The sequence below is a fragment of the Streptomyces sp. NBC_00490 genome, from assembly GCF_036013645.1.
In the GTDB taxonomy this organism is placed as follows: domain Bacteria; phylum Actinomycetota; class Actinomycetes; order Streptomycetales; family Streptomycetaceae; genus Streptomyces; species Streptomyces canus_F.
The window spans coordinates 3,908,331-3,930,039 of sequence record NZ_CP107869.1; the positions used below are offsets into that span (position 1 = coordinate 3,908,331).

Annotated in this window: 14 protein-coding genes; 2 read left to right on the forward strand and 12 right to left on the reverse strand. The window is 71.1% G+C overall.

Going from position 1 to position 21,709, the window contains the following annotated elements; translation table 11 throughout:
- The first annotated feature begins 67 nt into the window (after positions 1 to 67).
- Positions 68 to 2,125 carry a hypothetical protein gene (locus tag OG381_RS17700; RefSeq protein ID WP_327722486.1) on the forward strand — a complete coding sequence of 686 codons (2,058 nt, stop codon included), beginning with the start codon at positions 68 to 70 and terminating at the stop codon, positions 2,123 to 2,125.
- A gap of 4 nt (positions 2,126 to 2,129) precedes the next feature.
- Here the strand turns inward: OG381_RS17700 and OG381_RS17705 are convergent, their stop codons facing one another.
- The 12 genes from OG381_RS17705 to OG381_RS17760 all read right to left on the reverse strand — a co-directional run bounded on the left by OG381_RS17705 (position 2,130) and on the right by OG381_RS17760 (position 20,659).
- The gene (locus tag OG381_RS17705; RefSeq protein ID WP_327717063.1) at positions 2,130 to 3,344 is read right to left on the reverse strand and encodes a glycosyltransferase family 2 protein; all 1,215 of its coding nucleotides are present in this window, start codon (positions 3,342 to 3,344) and stop codon (positions 2,130 to 2,132) included.
- A gap of 224 nt (positions 3,345 to 3,568) precedes the next feature.
- Positions 3,569 to 5,614, reverse strand: a complete 2,046-nt coding sequence (locus tag OG381_RS17710; RefSeq protein ID WP_327722487.1) for a hypothetical protein — start codon at positions 5,612 to 5,614, stop codon at positions 3,569 to 3,571.
- Positions 5,615 to 5,799: 185 nt separating this feature from the next.
- The gene (locus tag OG381_RS17715) at positions 5,800 to 7,299 is read right to left on the reverse strand and encodes a bifunctional cytidylyltransferase/SDR family oxidoreductase (protein ID WP_307030713.1); all 1,500 of its coding nucleotides are present in this window, start codon (positions 7,297 to 7,299) and stop codon (positions 5,800 to 5,802) included.
- 214 nt (positions 7,300 to 7,513) lie between these two features.
- Complete coding sequence (locus OG381_RS17720) at positions 7,514 to 8,707, reverse strand: hypothetical protein (RefSeq protein ID WP_327717064.1); 1,194 nt, start codon at positions 8,705 to 8,707, stop codon at positions 7,514 to 7,516.
- A gap of 101 nt (positions 8,708 to 8,808) precedes the next feature.
- Positions 8,809 to 10,359 (reverse strand): alkaline phosphatase D family protein, encoded by a 1,551-nt coding sequence (locus tag OG381_RS17725; protein ID WP_327717065.1) that lies wholly within the window; start codon positions 10,357 to 10,359, stop codon positions 8,809 to 8,811.
- Positions 10,360 to 10,533: 174 nt separating this feature from the next.
- A complete protein-coding gene (locus tag OG381_RS17730; protein ID WP_327717066.1) occupies positions 10,534 to 12,018 on the reverse strand; it encodes a VCBS repeat-containing protein in 1,485 nt (494 codons plus the stop codon).
- Between the two features lie 164 nt (positions 12,019 to 12,182).
- On the reverse strand, positions 12,183 to 13,628 hold the full coding sequence (gene obgE / locus OG381_RS17735) for a GTPase ObgE (RefSeq protein ID WP_266827137.1): 1,446 nt from the start codon (positions 13,626 to 13,628) through the stop codon (positions 12,183 to 12,185).
- A 134-nt stretch (positions 13,629 to 13,762) separates the two neighbouring features.
- Complete coding sequence (gene rpmA / locus OG381_RS17740) at positions 13,763 to 14,017, reverse strand: 50S ribosomal protein L27 (protein ID WP_042172004.1); 255 nt, start codon at positions 14,015 to 14,017, stop codon at positions 13,763 to 13,765.
- A gap of 14 nt (positions 14,018 to 14,031) precedes the next feature.
- Positions 14,032 to 14,352 (reverse strand): 50S ribosomal protein L21, encoded by a 321-nt coding sequence (gene rplU, locus OG381_RS17745; RefSeq protein WP_046259920.1) that lies wholly within the window; start codon positions 14,350 to 14,352, stop codon positions 14,032 to 14,034.
- 240 nt (positions 14,353 to 14,592) lie between these two features.
- Positions 14,593 to 18,534: an Rne/Rng family ribonuclease gene (locus OG381_RS17750; RefSeq protein WP_327717067.1), complete on the reverse strand. Its 3,942-nt coding sequence runs from the start codon at positions 18,532 to 18,534 to the stop codon at positions 14,593 to 14,595.
- Between the two features lie 259 nt (positions 18,535 to 18,793).
- Entirely contained in the window at positions 18,794 to 19,552 is a 759-nt protein-coding gene (locus tag OG381_RS17755) for a TIGR03936 family radical SAM-associated protein (protein WP_327717068.1), read from the reverse strand.
- A gap of 48 nt (positions 19,553 to 19,600) precedes the next feature.
- Positions 19,601 to 20,659 carry a hypothetical protein gene (locus tag OG381_RS17760; RefSeq protein WP_327717069.1) on the reverse strand — a complete coding sequence of 353 codons (1,059 nt, stop codon included), beginning with the start codon at positions 20,657 to 20,659 and terminating at the stop codon, positions 19,601 to 19,603.
- Positions 20,660 to 20,872: 213 nt separating this feature from the next.
- Here OG381_RS17760 and OG381_RS17765 point away from each other — a divergent pair, with 213 nt between their 5' ends.
- Positions 20,873 to 21,691 (forward strand): hypothetical protein, encoded by an 819-nt coding sequence (locus OG381_RS17765; protein ID WP_327717070.1) that lies wholly within the window; start codon positions 20,873 to 20,875, stop codon positions 21,689 to 21,691.
- Positions 21,692 to 21,709: the final 18 nt, after the last annotated feature.

The window sequence follows — 21,709 nt, forward strand, 5'->3', positions numbered from 1 at the left end:
GCAGAAGAGACTCCGCCTCGGACGCGCCCTGAAACGTCTCTTCAGGCGCCCCCGCAAACCCCTCCCCCTGCGTCGCAGGGCGGCCCAGGTCCTCGTCACGGCCCTCCTCGCCGCCGCCTTCGCGGCACAGGCCGTCGCGGCCCTCCTCCCCGACATCCCGCTGCTGCTCGCCGCGACGGCCGCCTCGGTGGCCGGGGAGGGCGTGCTGTACCGGTGGCAGCGCCCCATGATGTCGGTGTTCGCCAAGTCGCACGCGGACATCACCGTGCGGCACGTGCTGCGGGACCTGCTGCTGGTGGCGGGGCTGCTGCGGGTGGGCGAGCAGGAGCGGGAGTCGGTGTACGCCCCGCTCATCGCCGGTCTGCTGGTCTTCTACGGCCTGCACTTCGCGATCCAGGCGGTCTCCGTCCTGGTCCGCCGCACCCGCACCCTGCCGGTGGTGACCCGGAACATCGACGCCTCCGCACTGCGCCTGTCGACCGCGCCCCCCGCCCTGCTGCTGCGCCGCCCCGGGCACCGTCTGCTGCTGTTCGGGCTGCCGGCCACCGCCGGTCTCGCGGCCACGGCGTTGACGGACCTCCCGGCGGCCGCAGCGGCCGGGGTCGCGCTGTCGCTCCTGCTCGCCCTGCTGGGCCTGGGCGAGCTGCTGCTGCGGCTGCTGCCGAGCCGGCGTCCCGCGGGCGAGCAGGAGGTGCTCGACTGGTTCGACGCGTGGCTGGCCGACTACCGGCCGACGGTGGGCCTGTACTTCTCCGGGGGCGCGTCCTCGGCGTATCAGGCGAACATGTGGCTGGATGCGCTCGCCAAGCTCGACGCCCGGCCGGTGGTCGTGCTGCGCGAGCGCTTCATGGTGCAGAAGATCGCGGCGACCGACATCCCCGTCGTGTGTCTGCCCAAGGTCACCACCCTGATGCGGCTGGAGCAGTCCACGCTCCAGGTCCTGATCCACCCCTCCAACTCCGGCAAGACCTCCCAGGTCCTGCGCATCCCCACGCTCCGGCACACGTTCGTCAACCACGGCGAGAGCGACAAGCTGTCCTCGTGCAACCCGTACGCGAAGGCCTACGACGAGGTGTGGGTGGCCGGCCCCGCGGCGCGCGAACGGTACGCGATGGCCGAGGTCGGCGTGGACGACCGCGACGTGGTGGAGACCGGACGGCCCCAGCTGGACGCCGTACGGCCGTACGCGGGGCCGCCCTCCGGTCCGTACATGACCGTCCTGTACGCGCCGACCTGGGAGGGCTGGGACGGCAACCCGGGCAACACCTCGGTGGTCGAGGCGGGCGAGAACCTCGTACGGGCGCTGCTCGCGGACGACGGCGTACGGCTGCTCTACAAGCCGCACCCGCTGACTGGCTCGGTCGATCCGCGGGCTGGCGCGGCCGATCAGCGCATCCGGGAACTGATCCGGAGCGCCAACCGGCGGCGGACGGGGCCGCGGCCCGCCCCCGACGGCGAACTCGCCCGGTGTACGGCGGAGTTGGAACGGCTCACCACGGCCGCCTTCCGGACCAGCGCCGACCAGGTCGAGCGGATGCTGCTCCAGTCGGCACCGCAGAAGGGGCGGGCGAAGGCGGTGGAGCGGGCCACGGCCGCCTGGGAGGAGGCGTACTGGGCCTCGCTGCCGCAGTGGGAGCACCAGGTCGTCACGGACGCCCGGCCCACGCTGTACGCCTGCTTCAACCGGGCCGACCTGCTCATCAGCGATGTGTCGAGCGTGGTCAGCGACTTCCTGGCGAGCGGCAAGCCCTACGCGGTGGCCAACACCAGCGGGCTGTCCGAGGACGTGTTCCGCGAGAGCTTCCCCACGGTCCGGGCCGCCACCGTGCTGACGCCGGACGCGAGCGGGGTGCCGGAGCTGCTGGAGGCCGTACGCCGGCCCGAGAAGGACGGACTGGTCGAGGCGCGGGCCGAGTTGAAGCGCCATCTGCTGGGCCCGGCGGAACCGGCCTCACAGGTGCGCTTCAACGCCGCCGTACAGGCGCTGTGCGCGGAGGCCCGGGAGCACCGCGCACGGATGCGGGAGCGGCTGGCCGCGGAGATCCCCGGGCAGCGGCAGACCGAGGGCGAGCCCGAGACCGAATCCGAGTCCGAGTCCGAGGAGCAGCAGACCGCGGCTCCCTAGGCCCTCACGCCACCGCCGTCGGCCGGACGTCCCGGGCGGGCAGCATCCGGCGGGCCTTGCGCAGCGCCCGTCGGACGAAGGAGTCGAGCCCGCCCTCCCGGTACCCCGGGAACGCCCTGGCCTCGCGGGGTTCGGCGAGGTAGACGGAGTCGGGGATGCCGGCGGCGGCGTCACGGAAGTGGGGGTAGGCGAGATACACCCGGCGGCCGCGCTTCTCCAGCAGCGCGGCGGCCTGCTTCTTGGCCCGCAGGAACTCCAGGACGTCCGCGAGGAGCTCGGGCCGCTCCTCGGCCACGAGATGGAGGCGCAGGCGCTCGTCGACCCGGAGTCGGCGGGCGACCTCGTCGGTCCAGTAGGCGTCCATCAGGGGCTTGGCCAGCTCCAGCTTGTGCCGTCGGACCTCCTCGCTGTCCCGCAGGTACCTCGGGCCGAACTGCGGGAGCAGGGTGACGAGGAAGGGCCGGACCATGAGCATGTCGCGCCGCGGGCCCGCCGGGACCATCTCCGCGACCAGGTTCATCAGGGCGCGCGCGGAGTCGAAGCGCAGGGTGTAGCTCCCGCTCTTCGTCACGTGCTTGCCGTCGTCGCGGCCCACCAGGTAGTAGCAGGTGTAGTCGTCGATCAGGGAGACGCCGTCGGCCCGCAAGTAGGCCTCCATGGTGAACAGCGCGTCCTCGCCGGTCCACAACGACTCGTCGAACCGCATGCCGTGACGGTCCAGCAGGTCGCGGCGGAACAGCTTCTGCGCGCTCAGCGTGAACTTGATGTTGGACGACCAGACGTCGGTACGCTCCAGCGTCTGCCCCCACATCGACTGCGGCGGCTTGCGGTTGATGCCCTCGACGCGGCCGAGGACCACGTCGGTGCCGTTGCGGTCGGCCATCGCGACCATCCGCTCGAGGGCCTCGGGGCCGAGCCGGTCGTCGGCGTCCAGGAAGAACACGTACCGTCCGGCGGCCTTGCCCAGCCCGACGTTGCGCGGGGCGCTGGGGCCGCCGGAGTTGTCCTGGCGGATCACCGTGACCGGCATGTCGACGCGGTCGGCGAACTCCTCCAGGCAGGCGCCGGTGCCGTCCGTGGAGCCGTCGTCGACCGCGATGACCTCGATGCGCGTGTGGTCGATGGTCTGGGCCTCGACGGACGCGAGGCACTCGACCAGGTACGGCATCGCGTCGTACGCCCCGATGATCACGGTCACATCAGGCTGCGTCACGGTCACACTTCCCCCAGATCATGAGGAACCCTTGGTCATAGGGCATTCCCCCCGTATTGGCTTATTCGCAACTTAGTAGACGGACGAGGACGGGAAGCGGTTGCCTGCTCATAGCTTTTTTGTGGCGCAGGTCACGACCAGTGAGAACGCTTCCCTCATGACGTACGTAAAAGGGCCCTGTTTTCGAGGATCATTCCTCGAAAACAGGGCCCTTCTTGACGACGCGTTGGTCAGGCCTTGGTCGTGGCCTCCGCGGCTCCGGACGCCGCCCGTGACTCCTGCCCGACGTTGCGCGCCTCGGCCTTGAGGGCGAGGTTCGCGACGGCGGTGTTGAACTGCTCGATGGACGTCGGCTCGTCCGGGCCCAGCAGATACTGCTTGAGCTCCTTGCGGTCCTCCGCCAGCGGGTCGCCCGCGGGGTCGCGGACCGCGTCCAGCAGCCCGCCCAGCTCGGCCGCGCTGTTGGACAGGATGGTGGCGGCACGCACCGCGGTGTTCTGCCGCTTGAACTCCTCCACACCCAGCTCGGCGGAGTCCGTCACCGCGTACGGCTTGCCGCTCGCGATGAAGTCGGAGACCACGCTGGAGATGTCGGAGACCATCGCGTCCGAGACGTTGAAGCAGTCGTACAGCCGCGGCTCGGCGCCGGTGATGACCCGGTGCTCCCAAGCGGGGAACGAGCGCCAGTACGCGTCGTTCCACTCGTTGCGCAACCGGGCGATCTCCGCGTGCTTCGCCGGATCGATCACACCGTCACGCGTGGCCTCGGCCTCGTCGCCCTTGTCGCCGCCGCGGCCGGACAGCTCGGCGATCCGGGCCTCGATCCGGACCAGGTCGGCCTTGGCCTGCGCCTGGGCGGTCGCGTCGGCCGTGAAGCGGGCGTCGGCGGCCCGCTCGACGGCGGCCTTCTCCACCAGGGCGGTGATCCGCGCGTGCGCGGCGCCCGCCTCCTTGCTGACGGTGCCGGTGAAGGGGTGCGGCTTGTACAGGACCCGGACCGGCGGGTCGGCCGTCACCAGCCTCTTCACGATGTTCTCGCCGGCCAGCACGATCGAGGTGTTGCCCGGGTCGCCGTCCCAGCCCTCCCAGGTGGGCGCGTACAGCACGGTCGGGCCGTGTCCGTCGGCGGCTGCGCCGCGGGGACCGTCCGGCACGCCCTGCCAGGTCTGGATCGGCGCCAGCTGCGGGCGGCCGACCTCGGCGATGTCCTCGTCACGGACGCCGACGTCCGCGATGGCGTAGCGGTCGCGGCCCGCACGGCCGGCCGTCCACACCTCGTCGTACACCTTGCTGAACGGGTTGACGCTGGCGAGCTTGTCGCTGTCGCCGTGGCCGATGAAGACGTGCTTCATGGTCGGGACGCGCAGCAGGTGGATGTTCTTGCCGACGTTGGCCGCGTACAGGGCGACGCGCACGCTGGACAGGTCCATGTTCATCAGGTGCACCCCTCCGGGCACGCAGACGACGGGGACCGTGGTGGGGGCCAGGTTGTTCAGGATGGCCCGCTCGCGCAGGATGATCAGCGGCTTGGAGTCCAGCTGCTCCATGGTCTCCAGCCACATGTTGACCTGGTACGCCGAGTCCTTGGAGCCGGAGAAGTACAGCACCGTCTCCGGCCGGTAGCCCGCCAGCCAGTCGTCGACGGCGGCCAGCACGGTCTCCGCGTTCGGCGGGGTCTTGCTGCCGCGGACGTACGGCATGAGGGCGACGACGTACAGGGTGCCCAGCACTATCGTCGCGCCGATGCCGACGAACGCCGCGAGGGTGTCCTCCGTGGCCGCGGAGACCAGCACACCGACGACGGCGGCGAGGTCCAGGTGCAGCATCTTCTCGGCGGAGCGGTTGAGCAGCCGGCGCGGCGGGGCGTCGGGGATGCGGATGCGGGACTTCAGGTCGACGTTGCGGGTGGCGACCGGCATCCGGCGGCGGTTGCGGATCAGGGTGACCAGCGCGCCGTGCGGGGCCTGCAGACCGTAGAACGCGATGAAGCACGCGACGGCGCCGTAGAAGACCAGACCGTCCGCGAGGTCGAGCCGGGCCAGCAGCAGGACCAGGAGCAGCTGCCGGATCAGGAAGCGGATCGACAGACCCGCACGCACCTTGCTCAGGCGGTTGATCAGATAACTGCCCTTGCGGTGCAGATAGTGGTCCGCCAGGTACGTCACCGCGGCGGCGGCCGTGAAGGCGGGAACGCTCGGGACGAGCGCGGCCAGCATGAGCGCCGGGAAGCCCAGGATCATGAGGGCCGCTGCGGCCAGCTCGGCCGCACTGCCCACCCGGGCGACGCGAATGGCTCTGGTTATCACAGAGGAACCTGCTCTTGGAGGGGGAGTGCCGGTGTGGTTCTGATATGCAGCGAAAATGTGAGAAATTCGCGAGAGGTACTGATTCAGGCCCCTGCGAATGCTCCGATAACGGGCAGCCACAGAGGCCTGAATAGCAGATGTCTAATTGCCGTTGATTATGCCACGCCGTCCTGACGGTCCAGGACACTGGCAAGTGCCTGCTCGAACCCGGAGGCCCTGCCCGCGGCGGCCGTCGGGTCCTGCTGGCGCACGTCGATCACATGGCCGGTGAGCTCGGACAGCAGCACGTCGAGCGAGGTACGGGCGACGGCCTCGGAGGAGAGCAGGGTGCCCGAGGGCTCCTGGCCGAACGCCTTGGTGCGCATCGGGGTCGCGGTGCGCTCCGGGTTGATGCAGTTGACGCGGACACCGTCGCCGGCCCACTCGTCGGACAGGGCCTGGGTGAGGTTCACCATCGCGGCCTTGGTCGAGGAGTAGAGGCTGTACTCGGCGCGGCCGCGGGTGTAGCTGCTGGAGGTGTAGAGCAGCAGCTGACCCTTGGTCTCCGCCAGGTACTTGTAGCTGGAACGTGCGATCTGCACCGGCGCGAGGTAGTTGACCTTCAGCGCTTCCTCGATGGTCGCGTTGTCGGTCTCGGCCAGCTTGCCGATGCGCAGCACTCCGGCGGTGTTGACGACGTAGTCGATGCGCCCGGTCTCGGCGTACGCCTTGGACAGCGCGTCGTCGACCTCCTCGGGGTTCTCGACGTGCGTGCCGGTGGTGGAGCGGCCCAGCGCGTACACCTTCGAGCCGTAGGCCTCGGCGAGTTCGGCGATGTCCTTGCCGATGCCGTAGGAGCCGCCGAAGACGACGACGGTCTTGCCGGTCAGCAGCTCGCGGTAGGCCTCCTCGGAGACCTGCTCGGGCGCGGCGGTGGAGGCCAGCTGGAAGAGCTTGTCGGCGATGAAGACGTCGACGGGCTGCGTGACCTTCATGTTGTACTCGTCGCCCGCGACGACGTGGATCGGCACGTCCGGCAGGTACTTGAGCACGACCGAGCAGTCGTCCGTGGCCTGGAAGTTGGGGTCACCGGCGGCGACCTCGTAGGCCCGCTTGATCGTGGACAGCTTGAAGGCCTGCGGGGTCTGGCCGCGGCGCAGCCGGGAGCGGTCCGGGATCTCGGTGATGAACTCGCCGTCCTCACCGTGGGTGCGGGTCACGATGATGGTGTCCGCGGACGGGATGGCGACGTCGACGGCCTGGTAGCGCTCCAGCGCGACCACGCAGTCGTCGATGACGCGCTGCGCCAGCAGCGGGCGAACGGCGTCGTGGAACAGGACGTTGAGGTCCTCGCCCTCGGCCAGGCCCTCGCCGAGCGCCGCGATGGCGCGCTCGGTGGTCTCGTTCCGGGTCGAACCGCCCTCGATGACCTTCTTGACCTTCGTGAACCCGGCCTTGGCCACGATCTTCTCTATGTCCGGCACGTAGCCCGGCGCCATCAGGACGATGATGTCGTCGATCGAGTCGGCGTTCTCGAAGGTGGTCAGGGTGTGCTCGATGACTGCCTTGCCGGCGATCTTCAGCAGCTGCTTGGGGATCGAAAGACCCACTCGCTGACCGGTACCGCCGGCCAGGATCACTGCGGTGGTACGGGGCTTGGCGATGTGCTGGGACACAGATGACCTACCTCGGGGCGACAGGGAACTCGGAAATGGTCCCACTTGGGGTTACCGCAGTGCAAGGTGAGCGCCGTCCGTCGCATATGTGCGCGCCATCTGTCATTCACCTTGTACTCCTGGTGATTGAGGAGACCGTTGTGACGAGTGCCTGGAATTGCTGTGAGTAACTCCACAGGGAGTTCTGTATTGCTGTGCGTGACGACCGTACCCCTCAGCGCCGCCGCAACCGCTTCAGGCAGCGGTGCCCCAGCACCTTCACGAGTTCTTTGGACGAGGTCTGGTGCACGGTGCGCGAGGTGACCGGCGCCGTGTTCCGGATCGGCGTGGCGGCGGCTGCGGCGAGCGCTCCGTACAGTGCCTGCGCGGCCACCTCGGGGGCGATCCGCGGTTCCGCCGGGGCCTGCGCGGCGGGCTTCGGTACGGCGGACAGCAGGGCCGGGTCGCCGAGGACGCGCACGCCCATGGTGCCGATGCGCCGCGCCATCCCGGCGCCGATCTCCGCCGCGGCCTCGACGGCCCACTGCGGGGTGCCGATCTTCACGTCCTGCGCGGTCGGACTGCACGTGTTCTTCATATGCATCACCGCGCCGTGCCGTACGAGCTTGGAATACAGCTCCTCCGGAAGGTCATTGCCGCGGAATTCCTTATTAAGATTCCGCAGCATTTCGGTCTCGGCGAGCGTCAGGGAACGGTTCGCGGCGTCCGGGACCTCCTGGAGCAGCTCCGCCGGCAGCCCGAGCAGCGACTCGAAGGTGCGCATCAGCCCGCCCCGGTCGCGGTCGTCCACGACGACGACGGTGACCCGCTCCGGGCCGGCCGCCCGGACCCAGCGCTCGACTAGCCGGTCGTGCCGGTGGCGGTGCCAGAAGCTCGGGTTGGGCTTGTCGTAGGGGGCCTTCCTGAGCATGTGCTCGAGCCAGTCCTCGTAGCCCATGCGCAGACCGTTCTGGACGTACTGCTGCCACTGCGAGGGCATGATCTTCGCGAGCGGGCGCAGGGTGACGAGGATGTGCACGGACTCCCGCCCGAGCTGCTCGACGATCCGTGCGACGGTCGCGTCGTCGGGGGCGTCGGCGAAGAACTCGCTGCTGATGACCGAGGTGCGCCGGCCCGCGCCCCGCGCCCTGTCGACGAGTCGCAGCCACTGTTTCTCGCTGGGCCCGGCGTCGCCCATCATCCCCGGACGGGCACAGGCCGCCAGCACGGCCTCCATGGGGTGCCGGGTGGCGGCCGGCCAGTCGACCCCGTACCCGCCGAGCCGGTCCTTGGCGGCGAACAGCGCGCCCTGGATCGAGGTCGTCCCGGTCTTGTGGGGGCCGATGTGCAGCAGGCGGGTGCCGGCGGGCAGCGGGGTGATGACGCCGCCGTTCGCCGCGGGCTCATGTCTCGTACAGTCCGTCTCCATGGTCAGAGGACGGTAAGAGGGGTTCCTGGGACGGTGCTGAGAGAGACCTGGGACACAGCTGAGTCCCAGGCCCCCGTCACACGGAATTCATCGTCGACCGGTCACGCGAGTTCGACGCCGGGGCGGTCCGCCTCGACCCGCAGCGTGGCCAGCGTGCTCGCCGTGGCCGTCGGCTGCCGGACCGTGTCGACGGTCCTGACCCGGGCGTCGATGCCGTGGCGGTCGACGTCGAAGAGGTGGTAGCCGCGGTGGGCGTCGAGCAGCTTCCAGTGCGGGTTGTCCGCCATCAGCGGGTCCCACTGCTGGTGGAAGGCGTCCTGGTCCTGGTCGCCGTTGCTGGAGATGGACGTCCCCACGAACTCGGCGCCGACGACGTCGGATTCCGGGTCGCCGAAGTCCTTCTTGAGGTCGCTGATCATCGTCAGATGGCGGTCGCCGGTGAACACGACGGGGTTGCGGACGTCCTCGAACTCCCGCATGAGCTGGTTGCGTTCGGCCTGGTAGCCGTCCCAGGCGTCGTAGTACCAGAGCTTGCCCTCGCCGACCTTCAGATCGGTCTCGGCCATCATGATCTGCGAGGCGATGAGGTTCCAGCGGGCCGGTGAGTCGTGCAGCCCGTCCAGGAGCCACTCCTTCTGCCCGGCGCCGAGCATGGTGAGCGCGGGGTCCTGGGCGCCCTCCTGGCTGGTCGCCTGGTCGCTGCGGAACTGCCGGGTGTCGAGCACGTTGAGCCGGGCGAGCCGGCCGAACTCCAGGCGGCGGTACATCTGGATGTGCGGTCCGTTCGGGACCGAGCTCGCACGGACCGGCATGTGCTCGTAGTACGCCTGGTAGGCCGCGGTGAGCCGGGCCACGAAGGCGTCGTGCGGCTGCTTGGCGGGGTCCTGCGGGATCTCGCCGGCGAAGTCGTTGTCGACCTCGTGGTCGTCGAAGGTGACGATCCAGGGGGCGCCGGCGTGCATCGCGGCGAGGTCCGGGTCGCTGCGGTACTGGGCGTACCGGTTGCGGTACTGGACCAGGGTGTACGGCTCCCCCGTGCCCTCGTGCCGGCGCACCCCCGTCGACGCGGGCGACGACTCGTAGATGTAGTCGCCGACGAAGAGCACGAAGTCGGGGTCCTGGGCGAGCATGTCGGCGTACGGCGTGAAGTAGCCGTGCTGGTAGTTCTGGCAGGACGCGAGCGCGAAGCGCAGGCTGCCGCCCTTGCTGTGCGGGTGGGGGGCGGTGCGGGTGCGGCCGGTGGGCGAGATCTGTCCGCTCGTGCGGAAGCGGTACCAGTAGGTACGGCCCGGGCGCAGCCGCCGTACATCCACGTGAACGCTGTGCCCGTACTCGGGCCGCGCCTGGGTCACGCCCCGGCGTACGGGCTTTCTGAACCGTTCGTCCTCCGCGATCTCCCACTCCACCGGCACGACCTCGTCGGGCATGCCGCCGCCGTTCAGCGGGTCGGGGGCGAGCCGGGTCCACAGCACGATGCCGTCGGGCAGCGGGTCGCCGGAGGTGACACCGAGGCTGAACACGCCGTCGGGCAACGTCGTGCCGGCCGCTCGGGCGGTGGTCGGCAGCCACAGCTGGGTGGAGGCGGCGGCGCCGATCACGGCGGCCCCGGCGGTCAGAAAGCGGCGTCGGTCGGGCGATGTTGCTCCGGTCATCAGTGAACTCCCCTGCCTCACTGGCCTCTTGGACACTGGGAAGCTCACGCCCATGGACGGTCCGCCCGCTGAACCGTGAGCTTCGGGTGCATGACAACTAGACAGACAACAGAAGACCCGCCGCGGCACACGAACACCTCGATGCCGCAACAGGCCTGACGGGTGGTCAGCGGCTCAGTGCGGGAAGTCCGCGCCCAGCCGGGCGGAGTCCGGGTTCGTGCCGAAGGCCTTGGCGCCGAAGGCGAGGGACCCCTTGGTGGTGACTCCGGCGGCGGTGGAGCGGAAGGCCCACACCGAGCCGGCGTCGGCGTTCTCCCCGGGTGCGCCGACGATCAGGTCCGCGCGGCCGTCGCCGTCGGTGTCGAGCAGGGTGACGGCCTCGCCGAAGCGGTCCCGGCGCTCGGCGGCGCCCGGGACACCGGCCGTGTTCTGGCTGAACACCTTCGAACCGGCACCGGTGGGCCCGGACGCCCCGCCCGGGATCACGGCGACCGTGCCCGCGTCCTGCACACCGGCGAAGTCCTCGAGCGGGACGCCGGCCACGATGTCGGCACAGCCGTCGCCGTCGACGTCCCCGACCGCGACGGACGCGCCGAACAAGTCGCCCGGCTCACCGGCGCCCGGCACCCCGGGGGTGTCCTGGTGCAGCATGCGCGGGTCCCCGGTCTTCGGGCCCTGCGCGGTGCCGAGGACGACGCCGACCCGGTCGCCGTACTGGCTGGGGTCGTTCGGCTCCTCGTTGCCGTTGGCCGGGAAGGGCCTGCCGAAGACGATGTCGTCACGGCCGTCGCCGTTCACGTCACCGAGCTCGATGTCGCTGCCGCCCTCGATCTTCGCGCCCCGCGCGTTCCGCAGCGCGGAGAGCGGGGCGAGGCCCTGCTCGGTGCCGTGCAGGTAGTTGAGGTGGTGGCTGGAGCCCTGGTCGCCGGGTTCCCAGTCGGCGGGCATGGTCAGCGAGACGAGGTCGGTGATGCCGTCGCCGTCGACGTCCCCGGCGGCCGTGTCGAGCACCGAGTCGTCGCTGTCGTAGGCGGGGATCTCCTGGGTGCGGGCGGGCGCGCCGTCCCGGGTGAAGGGGCCGAAGCGCACACCGCCGGACATGGCCAGGTCGGTGTGGCCGTCGCCGTCGAAGTCGCCGGGGAGGCTGGAGTAGGCGTCGAGGAGCCGCCCCGGCTGCAGGAGCGTTCCGCCGGACAGGCCCGTGGCGGAACCCCACAACACGGTCTGGCTCTGGACCTGTGCCTCGCCGCCCGACGTCCAGTGCTCCCCGGTCGCGGGCACCACCAGGTCGGTGTAGCCGTCGCCGTCCAGGTCGACGGAGCTGACGTGGTCACCGAAGCGGTCGTCCGCCTCGGGCGAGCCGGGGACACCGGGCGAGGCCTGCGAGTGGACCTTCCTGGTCGCGAGGTCCAGGCCCTTCGCCGATCCCAGGACGACGGCGACGTAGCCGGCCGCCTTCTTCCCGCCGACCGTGGCGTACGGCACCCCGACGGCGAGGTCCTCGTAGCCGTCCCCGTTGAAGTCCTGCAGCGCCCCGGCCTTCGGCTGTGCCTGTGCCTGTGCGACGGGAAGCGCGCCGCACGTGGCGGCGATCAGGGCGATCGCCGCGACGACGGCGCGCCGGGTTCTGTGCGAGGCGGACAAAGCAGGCAGGGGCACGTGAACTCCGGTGGCCGTAAGGACAGTTGACCGTGGAGAGGATCAAGATCCTCGTCCACGCTGCCCCGTACGACTCACCGGAACGACGCTTGGTTGCCCTGCCGTACGCCGGAGGTTCTCCCGGCGTACGGCACCTCAGCCTGCGACCGGGGTCACCGGCCGGCTCACTGCTCGAACGGCTCGAAGTCGTCGAACTCCCGCGACGCCTCGTCCCGCTCGGCCTCCTTGTCGCGGCGCCGCTGAGCCGCGGGGCGCGGAGCCTCGAAGCGGTGGTCCTCACCACGGCGGCCGAGCATCTCGGCACCGGCCATCACGGTCGGCTCCCAGTCGAAGACCACGGCGTTGTCCTCGGGGCCGATCGCGACACCGTCGCCCGAGCGGGCGCCCGCCTTCATCAGCTTCTCCTCGACACCGAGGCGGTTGAGCCGGTCGGCGAGATAGCCGACGGCCTCGTCGTTGCTGAAGTCGGTCTGGCGCACCCAGCGCTCCGGCTTCTCGCCGCGCACCCGGAACAGCCCGTCCTCCTCGCGCACCACGGTGAAGCCCGCGTCGTCCACGGCCTTGGGCCGGATGACGATCCGCGTCGCCTCCTCCTTCGGCTTCGCGGCGCGTGCCTTGGCGACCACGTCGGCCAGCGCGAACGACAGTTCCTTCAGCCCCATGTGCGCCACCGCGGACACCTCGAAGACGCGGTAGCCACGCGCCTCCAGCTCCGGGCGCACCATCTCGGCGAGGTCCTTGCCGTCCGGGACGTCGATCTTGTTCAGCACGACCATGCGGGGCCGCTTGTCGAGCCCGGCGCCGTACTGCCGCAGCTCCTCCTCGATGATGTCGAGGTCGGAGACGGGGTCACGGTCGGACTCCAGGGTCGCCGTGTCCAGCACGTGCACCAGCACGCTGCACCGCTCCACGTGCCGCAGGAACTCCAGGCCCAGGCCCTTGCCCTGGCTGGCGCCCGGGATCAGACCCGGCACGTCGGCGATGGTGTAGACGGTCGAGCCGGCGGTCACCACACCGAGGTTCGGGACCAGGGTGGTGAAGGGGTAGTCGGCGATCTTCGGCTTGGCCGCGCTGAGCACCGAGATCAGCGAGGACTTGCCCGCGCTCGGGTAGCCGACCAGCGCGACGTCGGCGACGGTCTTCAGCTCCAGGACGATGTCCTGGAGGTCACCGGGCACACCGAGCAGCGCGAAGCCGGGCGCCTTGCGCCGCGCGGACGCCAGCGCCGCGTTGCCGAGGCCGCCGCGGCCGCCCTGGGCGGCGACGAAGGAGGTGCCGTGGCCGACCAGGTCGGCGAGGACGTTGCCCGCCTTGTCCTGGACGACGGTGCCGTCGGGCACGAGCAGGACCAGGTCCTGGCCGTCCTTGCCGGAGCGGTTGCCGCCCTCACCGGGCTTGCCGTTGGTGGCCTTGCGGTGCGGGGAGTGGTGGTAGTCCAGGAGCGTGGTCACCGACTGGTCGACGGTCAGGATGACGTCGCCGCCCCGTCCGCCGTTGCCGCCGTCGGGGCCGCCGAGCGGCTTGAACTTCTCCCGGTGGACGGAGGCACAGCCGTGACCTCCGTTACCCGCGGCGACATGCAGTTCGACGCGGTCCACGAAGGTGGTCATGTGAGGTGCCTCCAGCACTTGAAATGTTCGTACGGTTCTCTACTGCTGTAACACGCGAAAGGCGGACCCGCCTTCCCACAGGGGAAGTGAGGTCCGCCTCGCGAAACGTTCGGTCTGAAGCCCTAAGCCTGAGCTCAGGCGACCGGGACGATGTTCACGACCTTGCGGCCACGGTGGGTGCCGAACTGCACCGAACCGGCCGCGAGGGCGAACAGCGTGTCGTCGCCGCCACGGCCGACGCCCGCGCCGGGGTGGAAGTGGGTGCCGCGCTGGCGGACCAGGATCTCACCCGCGTTGACGACCTGACCGCCGAAACGCTTCACGCCGAGGCGCTGAGCGTTGGAGTCACGACCGTTACGGGTGGACGATGCGCCCTTCTTGTGTGCCATCTCTCCTCAGTCCCTTACTTCGCAGCCGCGGGGATCTCAGTGACCTTGATCGCCGTGTACTGCTGGCGGTGGCCCTGACGACGGCGGTAGCCGGTCTTGTTCTTGTAGCGAAGGATGTCGATCTTGACGCCCTTGTGGTGGTCCACGACCTCGGCCTGGACCTTGATACCGGCCAGCACCCACGGGTCGCTGGTCACGGACTCGCCGTCGACAACGAGCAGGGTCGAGAGCTCGACCGTGTCGCCAACCTTGGCAGTGGAAATCTTGTCAACCTCAACGATGTCGCCGACAGCAACCTTGTGCTGGCGACCACCGCTGCGCACGATGGCGTACACGCGGATCTCACTCTCTCGCTCGGGACGGCACCCCCGCAGTCCAGCCACCCGGCACGCGGACGGCCTCTCCACAACACCCAGGTGTTCCGGAGGAAAGGGTTTACGGGGATGTGACGTGTCAGTCGACACGCCGACAGTGAAGGTTACGGGGCCACGGCCGAACGGGTCAAACCGGGCCGGGGCTCCCGGGTGTGCGGCTGATCACTCGGGACCAGCCGCACACCCGCGGTGAGCCGGAACTCAGCTCTCGTCGGCGGAAGCCGAGACCGAGGACACCGTCTGCTCGGCCGCCGCGGTCTTCTTCGCCGTCGTCTTCTTGGCGGCGGCCTTCTTGGTCGTCGCCTTCTTTGCGGCCGTCTTCTTGGCCGCGGTCTTCTTGGTGGCGGCCTTCTTCGCCGTCGCCTTCTTGGCCGTCTTGCGGGCGGCCGTCTTCTTGGCCGGAGCCGTCTCCTCGGCGGACTCCTCGGCGGCCGGGGCCTCCGTGGCGGTCTCCGCCGCCGGGACGACCACGACGGCCGTCTCCTCGGACGCGGTCGGCGCGGTGGCCTTGCGCACCGCACGGCGGCGCGGACGGGCCGGGGCGGCGCTCTCGGCGGGCGCCTCGGACGGCTCGGCCTTGGCCGGAGCCTCCTCGGCGACCGGCGCGGGCGCCGCCGGGGCCTCGGTGACCGTCACGACGGCCGCCTCGGCACCCGCGGGCGATCCGGCCGGCGCGGACACCTTGCGGGTCGCACGACGACGCGTACGCCCCCTGGGCGCGGCGTCCTCGACGACCGGGTCCTCGACGGCGGCCGGCTCGGCCTGCGCCTGCACGGCCGGCTCGACCTGCACCGGACGCTCGACCTCTTCCTCGGCCGTCACGTCCTGAGCCGTCGGAACCTCGGCCCGCTCGCCCCGCTCCCGCCTCGGCGCACCGGCCGGAGCCGACGACCGCCGGCTCGCCCGACGCCGTGAACGGCCCCGGCCCACCGCGGCCTCCGCCTCGGCGACGCTGCTGTACAGCTCCTCGTCGGGCTCGTAGACGGGCTCGGCCAGCGCGACCGGCTCGGCGACCTCGGCGGCCACCTCCGCCTCGGTCTCCACGTCCAGCTCGTCGGCCTCGGCGCTGTCGACGGACTCCGCCGCCACCGCGGCCTCGTGCACGTGCTCGATGCCGCCACGCCCGCGCTTCTTGCGCTTGCCGCCGCCTCCGACGGAGGTCGGCTGCTCCATGTGGACGATGACACCGCGGCCGTTGCAGTGGACGCAGGTCTCCGAGAACGACTCCAGCAGGCCCTGGCCGACCCGCTTACGGGTCATCTGGACCAGGCCCAGCGAGGTGACCTCGGCCACCTGGTGCTTGGTCCGGTCCCGGCCCAGGCACTCCAGCAGGCGCCGCAGCACCAGGTCCCGGTTCTGCTCCAGGACCATGTCGATGAAGTCGATGACGATGATGCCGCCGAGGTCGCGCAGCCGCAGCTGGCGCACGATCTCCTCGGCCGCCTCCAGGTTGTTCCTGGTGACCGTCTCCTCGAGGTTGCCGCCCTGGCCGGTGAACTTGCCGGTGTTGACGTCGACGACGACCATCGCCTCGGTCCGGTCGATCACCAGCGAACCGCCGCTGGGCAGCCAGACCTTGCGGTCCAGCGCCTTGGCGAGCTGCTCGTCGATCCGGTAGGTGGCGAAGACGTCGACCTCTGAGGTCCACTTCGACAGCCGCTCGGCCAGGTCGGGCGCGACGTGCGAGACGTATCCGTGGATGGTCTCCCACGCCTCGTCACCGCTGACGACGACCTTGGTGAAGTCCTCGTTGAAGATGTCGCGGACGACCCGGACGGTCATGTCCGGCTCGCCGTACAGCAGCGTCGGCGCGTTGCCGTTCTTGGCCTTCTTCTGGATGTCCTCCCACTGCGCCTGCAGTCGCTCGACATCGCGGCGCAGCTCGTCCTCGCTCGCGCCCTCGGCGGCGGTGCGCACGATGACGCCCGCGTCCTCGGGGACGATCTTCTTGAGGATGGTCTTCAGCCGCGCTCGCTCGGTGTCGGGCAGCTTGCGGCTGATGCCGGTCATGGAGCCCTCGGGCACGTACACGAGGTAGCGCCCGGGCAGGGAGACCTGGCTGGTGAGCCGCGCGCCCTTGTGCCCGATCGGGTCCTTCGTCACCTGGACGAGCACCGGCTGACCCGACTTCAGCGCGCTCTCGATGCGCCGCGGCCCGTTGGCCATGCCGAGCGCCTCGAAGTTGACCTCACCGGCGTAGAGCACCGCGTTGCGGCCCTTGCCGATGTCGATGAAGGCGGCCTCCATCGACGGCAGCACGTTCTGGACCTTGCCCAGGTAGACGTTGCCGACGTACGAGGTGGCCTGCTCCTTGTTGACGTAGTGCTCGACGAGCACACCGTCCTCGAGCACGCCGATCTGCGTGCGCTCACCGCTCTGGCGGACGACCATCACCCGCTCGACGGCCTCGCGGCGGGCCAGGAACTCGGCCTCGGTGATGATCGGGACCCGGCGGCGGCCCTGCTCACGGCCCTCACGGCGGCGCTGCTTCTTGGCCTCCAGACGGGTCGAGCCCTTGATGGACTGCACCTCGTCGGACGGCTCGGAACCCTTTTCCCGCAGGGGACGGGGCTCGCGGACCTTGACGACCGTGCGCTCGGGGTCGTCACCGGGCTCGATGTCTGCGGAGCTGTCACCGGTACGACGGCGACGGCGACGACGGCGACGGCTGCTGGAGGATGAGGAACCACCCTCGTCGGAGTCCTCCTCCGCGTCGTCCTCGGCCTGCTCGGCGGTGTCCTCGGCGTCCTGGTCCGCCTCGGCGGCCAGCTCGTCGCCCTCCTCGCCGTCCGCCTCGGCGGACTCACCGCGACGACGGCGACGGCCACCACGACGACGACGGCGGCGCGAACCGCTCTCCTCGGCGTCCTCCGCCTCGGCACCGTCCTCGGCGTCGGCGATCTCCTCGGCCTCGTCCGTCTCCTCCTCGGCGACGGGCTCGACGACCGGGGCGGCCTCGGCCTCGGCGGGCTCACCGCGGCGACGGCGCCGGCGACGCGGGGTCTGCTCCTCCTGGACCTCCGCCTCGGGCTCCTCGTCGACCTCCACCTCGGCGGCGGCTGCCTCGGCGGCGGCCCGCTGGGGCGTCTGGAACTGCGGCTCGGCGAAGACCGGCGCCTGGAACACGGCCACGGCGGGCCGCGCCGGCCGACGCGAACCCTCGTCCTCGGCGGTCTCCTCGGCGCCGGACCGCGCGGCGGGCTCGGAGAACCCGGTGGCGGCACGACGTACGGAACGGCGGCGCGCACGGCGCGGGCCGGCCTCGTCGGCGGGGGCTTCGGCGGCGGGGGCCTCGCTCGCCGGCGCCTCTTCGGCCGCCTGCGGCTCGACGGCCTCGACCGGCTCGTTCTCCTCGACAGCGCTCACGGGCGCCTCCACGCTCTCGGGCGCCGCGGTGGGCGCGGTCACGCGACGCGTGGCGCGACGGCGGCCCCGGCGCGGGGCCTCTTCCTCGGCGGCAGCCTCTTCGGCGACGATCGGCTCCGGCTCGGCCTTCGCCGGAGCCTCGGCGTCCTGGGCGGCGGGCTCGGCGGCCTGCGGCGCCTCGACGGGCGCGGCCGTCCGGCGGGTGGCACGACGGCGGGTGCGTGCGGCGGGCGCGGCCTCCTCGGCGGGCGCTTCAGCCGCTACGGCCTCTTCGGCGGGCGCGGCGGCCTCGTCGGCGGCCGGGGCACCGGCGGGCGCGGACGCCCGGCGGGTGGCACGACGACGCGTACGAGCGGCGGGTGCGGCCTCCTCGGCGGGCGCCTCTGCCACCACGGTCTCCGCGGCGGGCTCCTCGGCCTTCACCTCGGCCGCGGCGGGCACGACGGTCTCGGCGGCCTCGGCCGCGGCCGGAGCACCGGCGGGCGCGGACGCCCGGCGGGTGGCACGACGACGCGTACGAGCGGCGGGCGCGGCTTCCTCGGCAGGTGCCTCGGTCTCCGCAGCGGCCTCTTCGGCCACCGCCGGCTCTTCGGTCTCCTCGGCGGGCGTGTCCTCGGCGGCCGGTATGGCCGGCGTCGCCTCGTCCGGCGTCTCCGCTGCGGCGCCGACCGGCGGGCCCGCCGGTCGGGATGCGGCCCTGCGCCGACGACGCGGCGGCAGGGTGTCGCTGGGGGTGTTGAGTTCGGAACCCTCAGTGGGTTCGGTCGGCTCGAGCATGCGGGCGTTTCTCCCGTCAGGCTCCCGGGCGCCGCACCTGGTCCGGCGATGCCGGTGACGTCCGCGGCTCGCGCGATGCGCGGTGCCGCCGTCCGGGGCGCGGGCGCCGCACGGGAGCTCTCTGTGTCCTGTCTCGCCGGTTCCGTACACCCTGTTGGGTACGGCCTGGCGAAAGTCTTCTGGTCGGTGTGCTGCCCGACCCAGGTGGCTCCCGAGTACGAGGGCGGCGCTACGACGTCCGTCCTTCGCGGGACCTTCCCTACGCCGGCGCCTTCGCGGCGGCAGCGGCCGTTGTGGGGGCCTCAGCTGCCTCGCGGTCGGGCGCGAGCGGGTCGGTCACCGTGCCGGTCTCTTCATCGAACAGCCCCTGCGCCAGCCTGGTCACCGCAGCGGGGACCGGCGGCGCCAGGTCGGCCACGGCGCGGAGACCGGACAGGGCGTCGTCGGGTCGAACGGCAGGCGTCACGTGCCGAACAACCAGCCGCAGTATCGCACAAGGCTGGTCGGTCGGCCTATCAGCCTGTGGACCGTGCGTCTCGAGCTGTACGACTGCGGAACGGGCGTCGAAGGTACGGATGCCGTTCTTGGTCTTGCGCTGGACCTCTACGGACTCGGCGGCGGTGAAGGCCGCGACCGCGCGCTCGGCGTCGGCCGGGTCCACTCCGTCGAGCCGCAGCTCCCACACCGAGGCCGTGAGCCGGTCGGCGAGCCCGGAGGTGCGGGCCTCGACCGCGTCGATGATGTCGAGGCCGGTGGGCATCGACTCGTCGAGCAGGATCCTGAGCTTCTCGGGGTCCCGCGCCTGGGTGAGGGCGATCTCCAGATACTCCGCCTCACTGCCCGTGCCGGTGGGTGCGGCATTGGCGTACGACACCTTCGGATGCGGCGTGAACCCCGCCGAGTACGCCATCGGCACCTCGGCACGGCGCAACGCACGCTCGAAGGCGCGCTGGAAGTCACGGTGGCTGGTGAACCGGAGGCGGCCGCGCTTGGTGTAGCGCAGTCGGATGCGCTGCACCGCGGGTGCGGGCGGCGGGCCTTCGGGCTGTCGCTTGCCCAGTGTCGTTCAGTCCTTCGTGAGTGCGGTCGTACTACTACCAAGAGTACGTGTTTCGCCGCCCGACGGTTCCCGTAGGGCCGCCCCGATCCTCTCCCGGGGCTCCCCGAGAAGCATCCGGCGGAAGTCGGCGCGGGCCTGCCGCACGGTCTCCCGGGCGGTGGTGAGCGCCTGCCGCGTGGCCCGCCCCACACTGCGCGCGGCCTCGGCGACGGGCCGCAGCACGAGGTCGCGCACCACATGCCCGACCGGTGTGAGCAGCGTCCGGTACACCCACCGCACCGGCTCCACGAAGATCCACCGGAAGAGGGCCCCGAGGAACCGCCCGACGGCGAGCGAGATGTGCCCGGCGATCCGCCAGGCGTGTCCGAGCGCGTCCCCCACCTCCCGCCCCACGACGGCCAGGAACCGGCCGACCGGAGTGAGCACCCACCGCCACAGCGCGAGCGCCGGCAGCACGAGGAGCACGCGCGCGATCCAGTACAGACAGATACCGATGCCCCGGAGGATCCAGAGCATGCCGTGACCGACGGGCGTGAGGATCCACTCGTACACCCACAGGGCGGGGACGACGACGAGGTAGCGCGCCAGCCAGGCCACGGCGGTGTACACCCCGAGCCCGATCCCCCGCGTCACCCACATGACGCCGTGCCCGATCGGGGTGAGCACGCGCGCGTACACCCACGCGAGACCGGCCCCGATCCCCCGCGCGACCCACCCGAAGCCGTGCCCGACGGGAGTGAGCACATACCGGTACAGCCACGCCAGGGGCACGACGACGAGGTACTTCCCCAGCCACCCCAGCCCCTTGCCGAGCGGCACGACCACATACCGCCACAGCCCCACGAGCGGCCACACGAAGACAGCCCGCCCGACCCACAGCAACGCCCTCCCGAACGGCCGCAGCACGGTGTCGTTCAGGAACCGCCCCGCCACCACGAGCGCGTCCCACACCATCCGTACCGGAACGACCAGCACGAGCACGACGATCCGTACCGGGATGCGGATGGCGACGGTGAGGCAGCCCTCGGGCTGCCGGGGCTGAGGCAGCGGCTTCTGCGGTTCCATACCGGCCAAGACGCGGCGGCCGACGCCGTGGATTCGTCCCGCGGGTTGCGATGCCGTCACGTCTGCTCACCCGGATCCCGCAGTTCGTTAGACCGTCCTACTTACACAACGGCGCGTTCCCCCAGGACAGAGGCACTGCCGTGGGGCGCTCGGGTCACCCTCGCACTGAGGCCGGGACGTCCCCGGCCTGCTGTGCGCAAGAGGAGCATGCCTATGAGTTCCCGACAGACGCCCTCGCTGCTCGGTCCGCTGGCCCGCACGAGATTCCGGAAGGCCGGGATGCTGGCCTCCCTCACGCTGGTCCTCGCGACCGGAGTGGTCTCGCCCACCGCGGCGGCCGCCGCCTCCGTGTCCGACGACAAGCCCACTGCCACGCTGCAGGGCGGCAAGGGCAAGAGCTGCCGCCCCCACAAGTCGCGGTCGGCCGCGGAGTCGTACGTCCCCGAGACGAAGCCGAAGCCGAAGGACAAGTGCAAGGGCGCGACCGGCGCCACCGGTGCGACCGGCCCGAAGGGCGCGACGGGTCCGAAGGGGGCGACGGGAGCCACCGGGGCGGACGGAGCGACGGGGGCCACCGGAGCAACGGGAGCCACTGGAGCGTCGGGAGCCACTGGAGCGTCGGGGGCCACCGGCCCCAACGCGTGCGTCGAAATCGACTCCACCCAGGACAGCAACAACTTCGAGCTGCGGGCCGCGCTGACCCCGCCGGTCATGGGTGGCCCGAACAGGACCTACGCCGGTATTCGTGACCTCACGGGGAACACCCCCGGGCCCTTCCTGTGGACCGACCTCACCGAGCACACCGGCTACCCGCAGGACGCCTGCGGGATCTCCGTCGAAGGGCATGCCCAGGGCAACCAGGACGAAGGGGACATGCGGATCGACGTCATCACCACCGCCGGACAGATCTACGAGACCACATGCGCGGTGGACACCAGTGACCGCACTCTGGACTGTGACGACAACCCCTGGGTCCTCGTGAACATGCAACCGGCCCCGGACCAGGAGAACGGCGGGATCCCCGTCCCGTAAATCCCACCGCCCGGAGCC

What these genes read in the sequence shown, in the direction of transcription:
- OG381_RS17765 (WP_327717070.1), top strand. Translation starts at nt 20,873, where the DNA reads ATGAGTTCCCGACAGACGCCCTCGCTGCTCGGTCCGCTGGCCCGCACG.
- rpmA (WP_042172004.1), bottom strand. Translation starts at nt 14,017, where the DNA reads ATGGCACACAAGAAGGGCGCATCGTCCACCCGTAACGGTCGTGACTCC.
- OG381_RS17760 (WP_327717069.1), bottom strand. Translation starts at nt 20,659, where the DNA reads ATGGAACCGCAGAAGCCGCTGCCTCAGCCCCGGCAGCCCGAGGGCTGC.
- obgE (WP_266827137.1), bottom strand. Translation starts at nt 13,628, where the DNA reads ATGACCACCTTCGTGGACCGCGTCGAACTGCATGTCGCCGCGGGTAAC.
- OG381_RS17720 (WP_327717064.1), bottom strand. Translation starts at nt 8,707, where the DNA reads ATGGAGACGGACTGTACGAGACATGAGCCCGCGGCGAACGGCGGCGTC.
- OG381_RS17725 (WP_327717065.1), bottom strand. Translation starts at nt 10,359, where the DNA reads ATGACCGGAGCAACATCGCCCGACCGACGCCGCTTTCTGACCGCCGGG.
- OG381_RS17750 (WP_327717067.1), bottom strand. Translation starts at nt 18,534, where the DNA reads ATGCTCGAGCCGACCGAACCCACTGAGGGTTCCGAACTCAACACCCCC.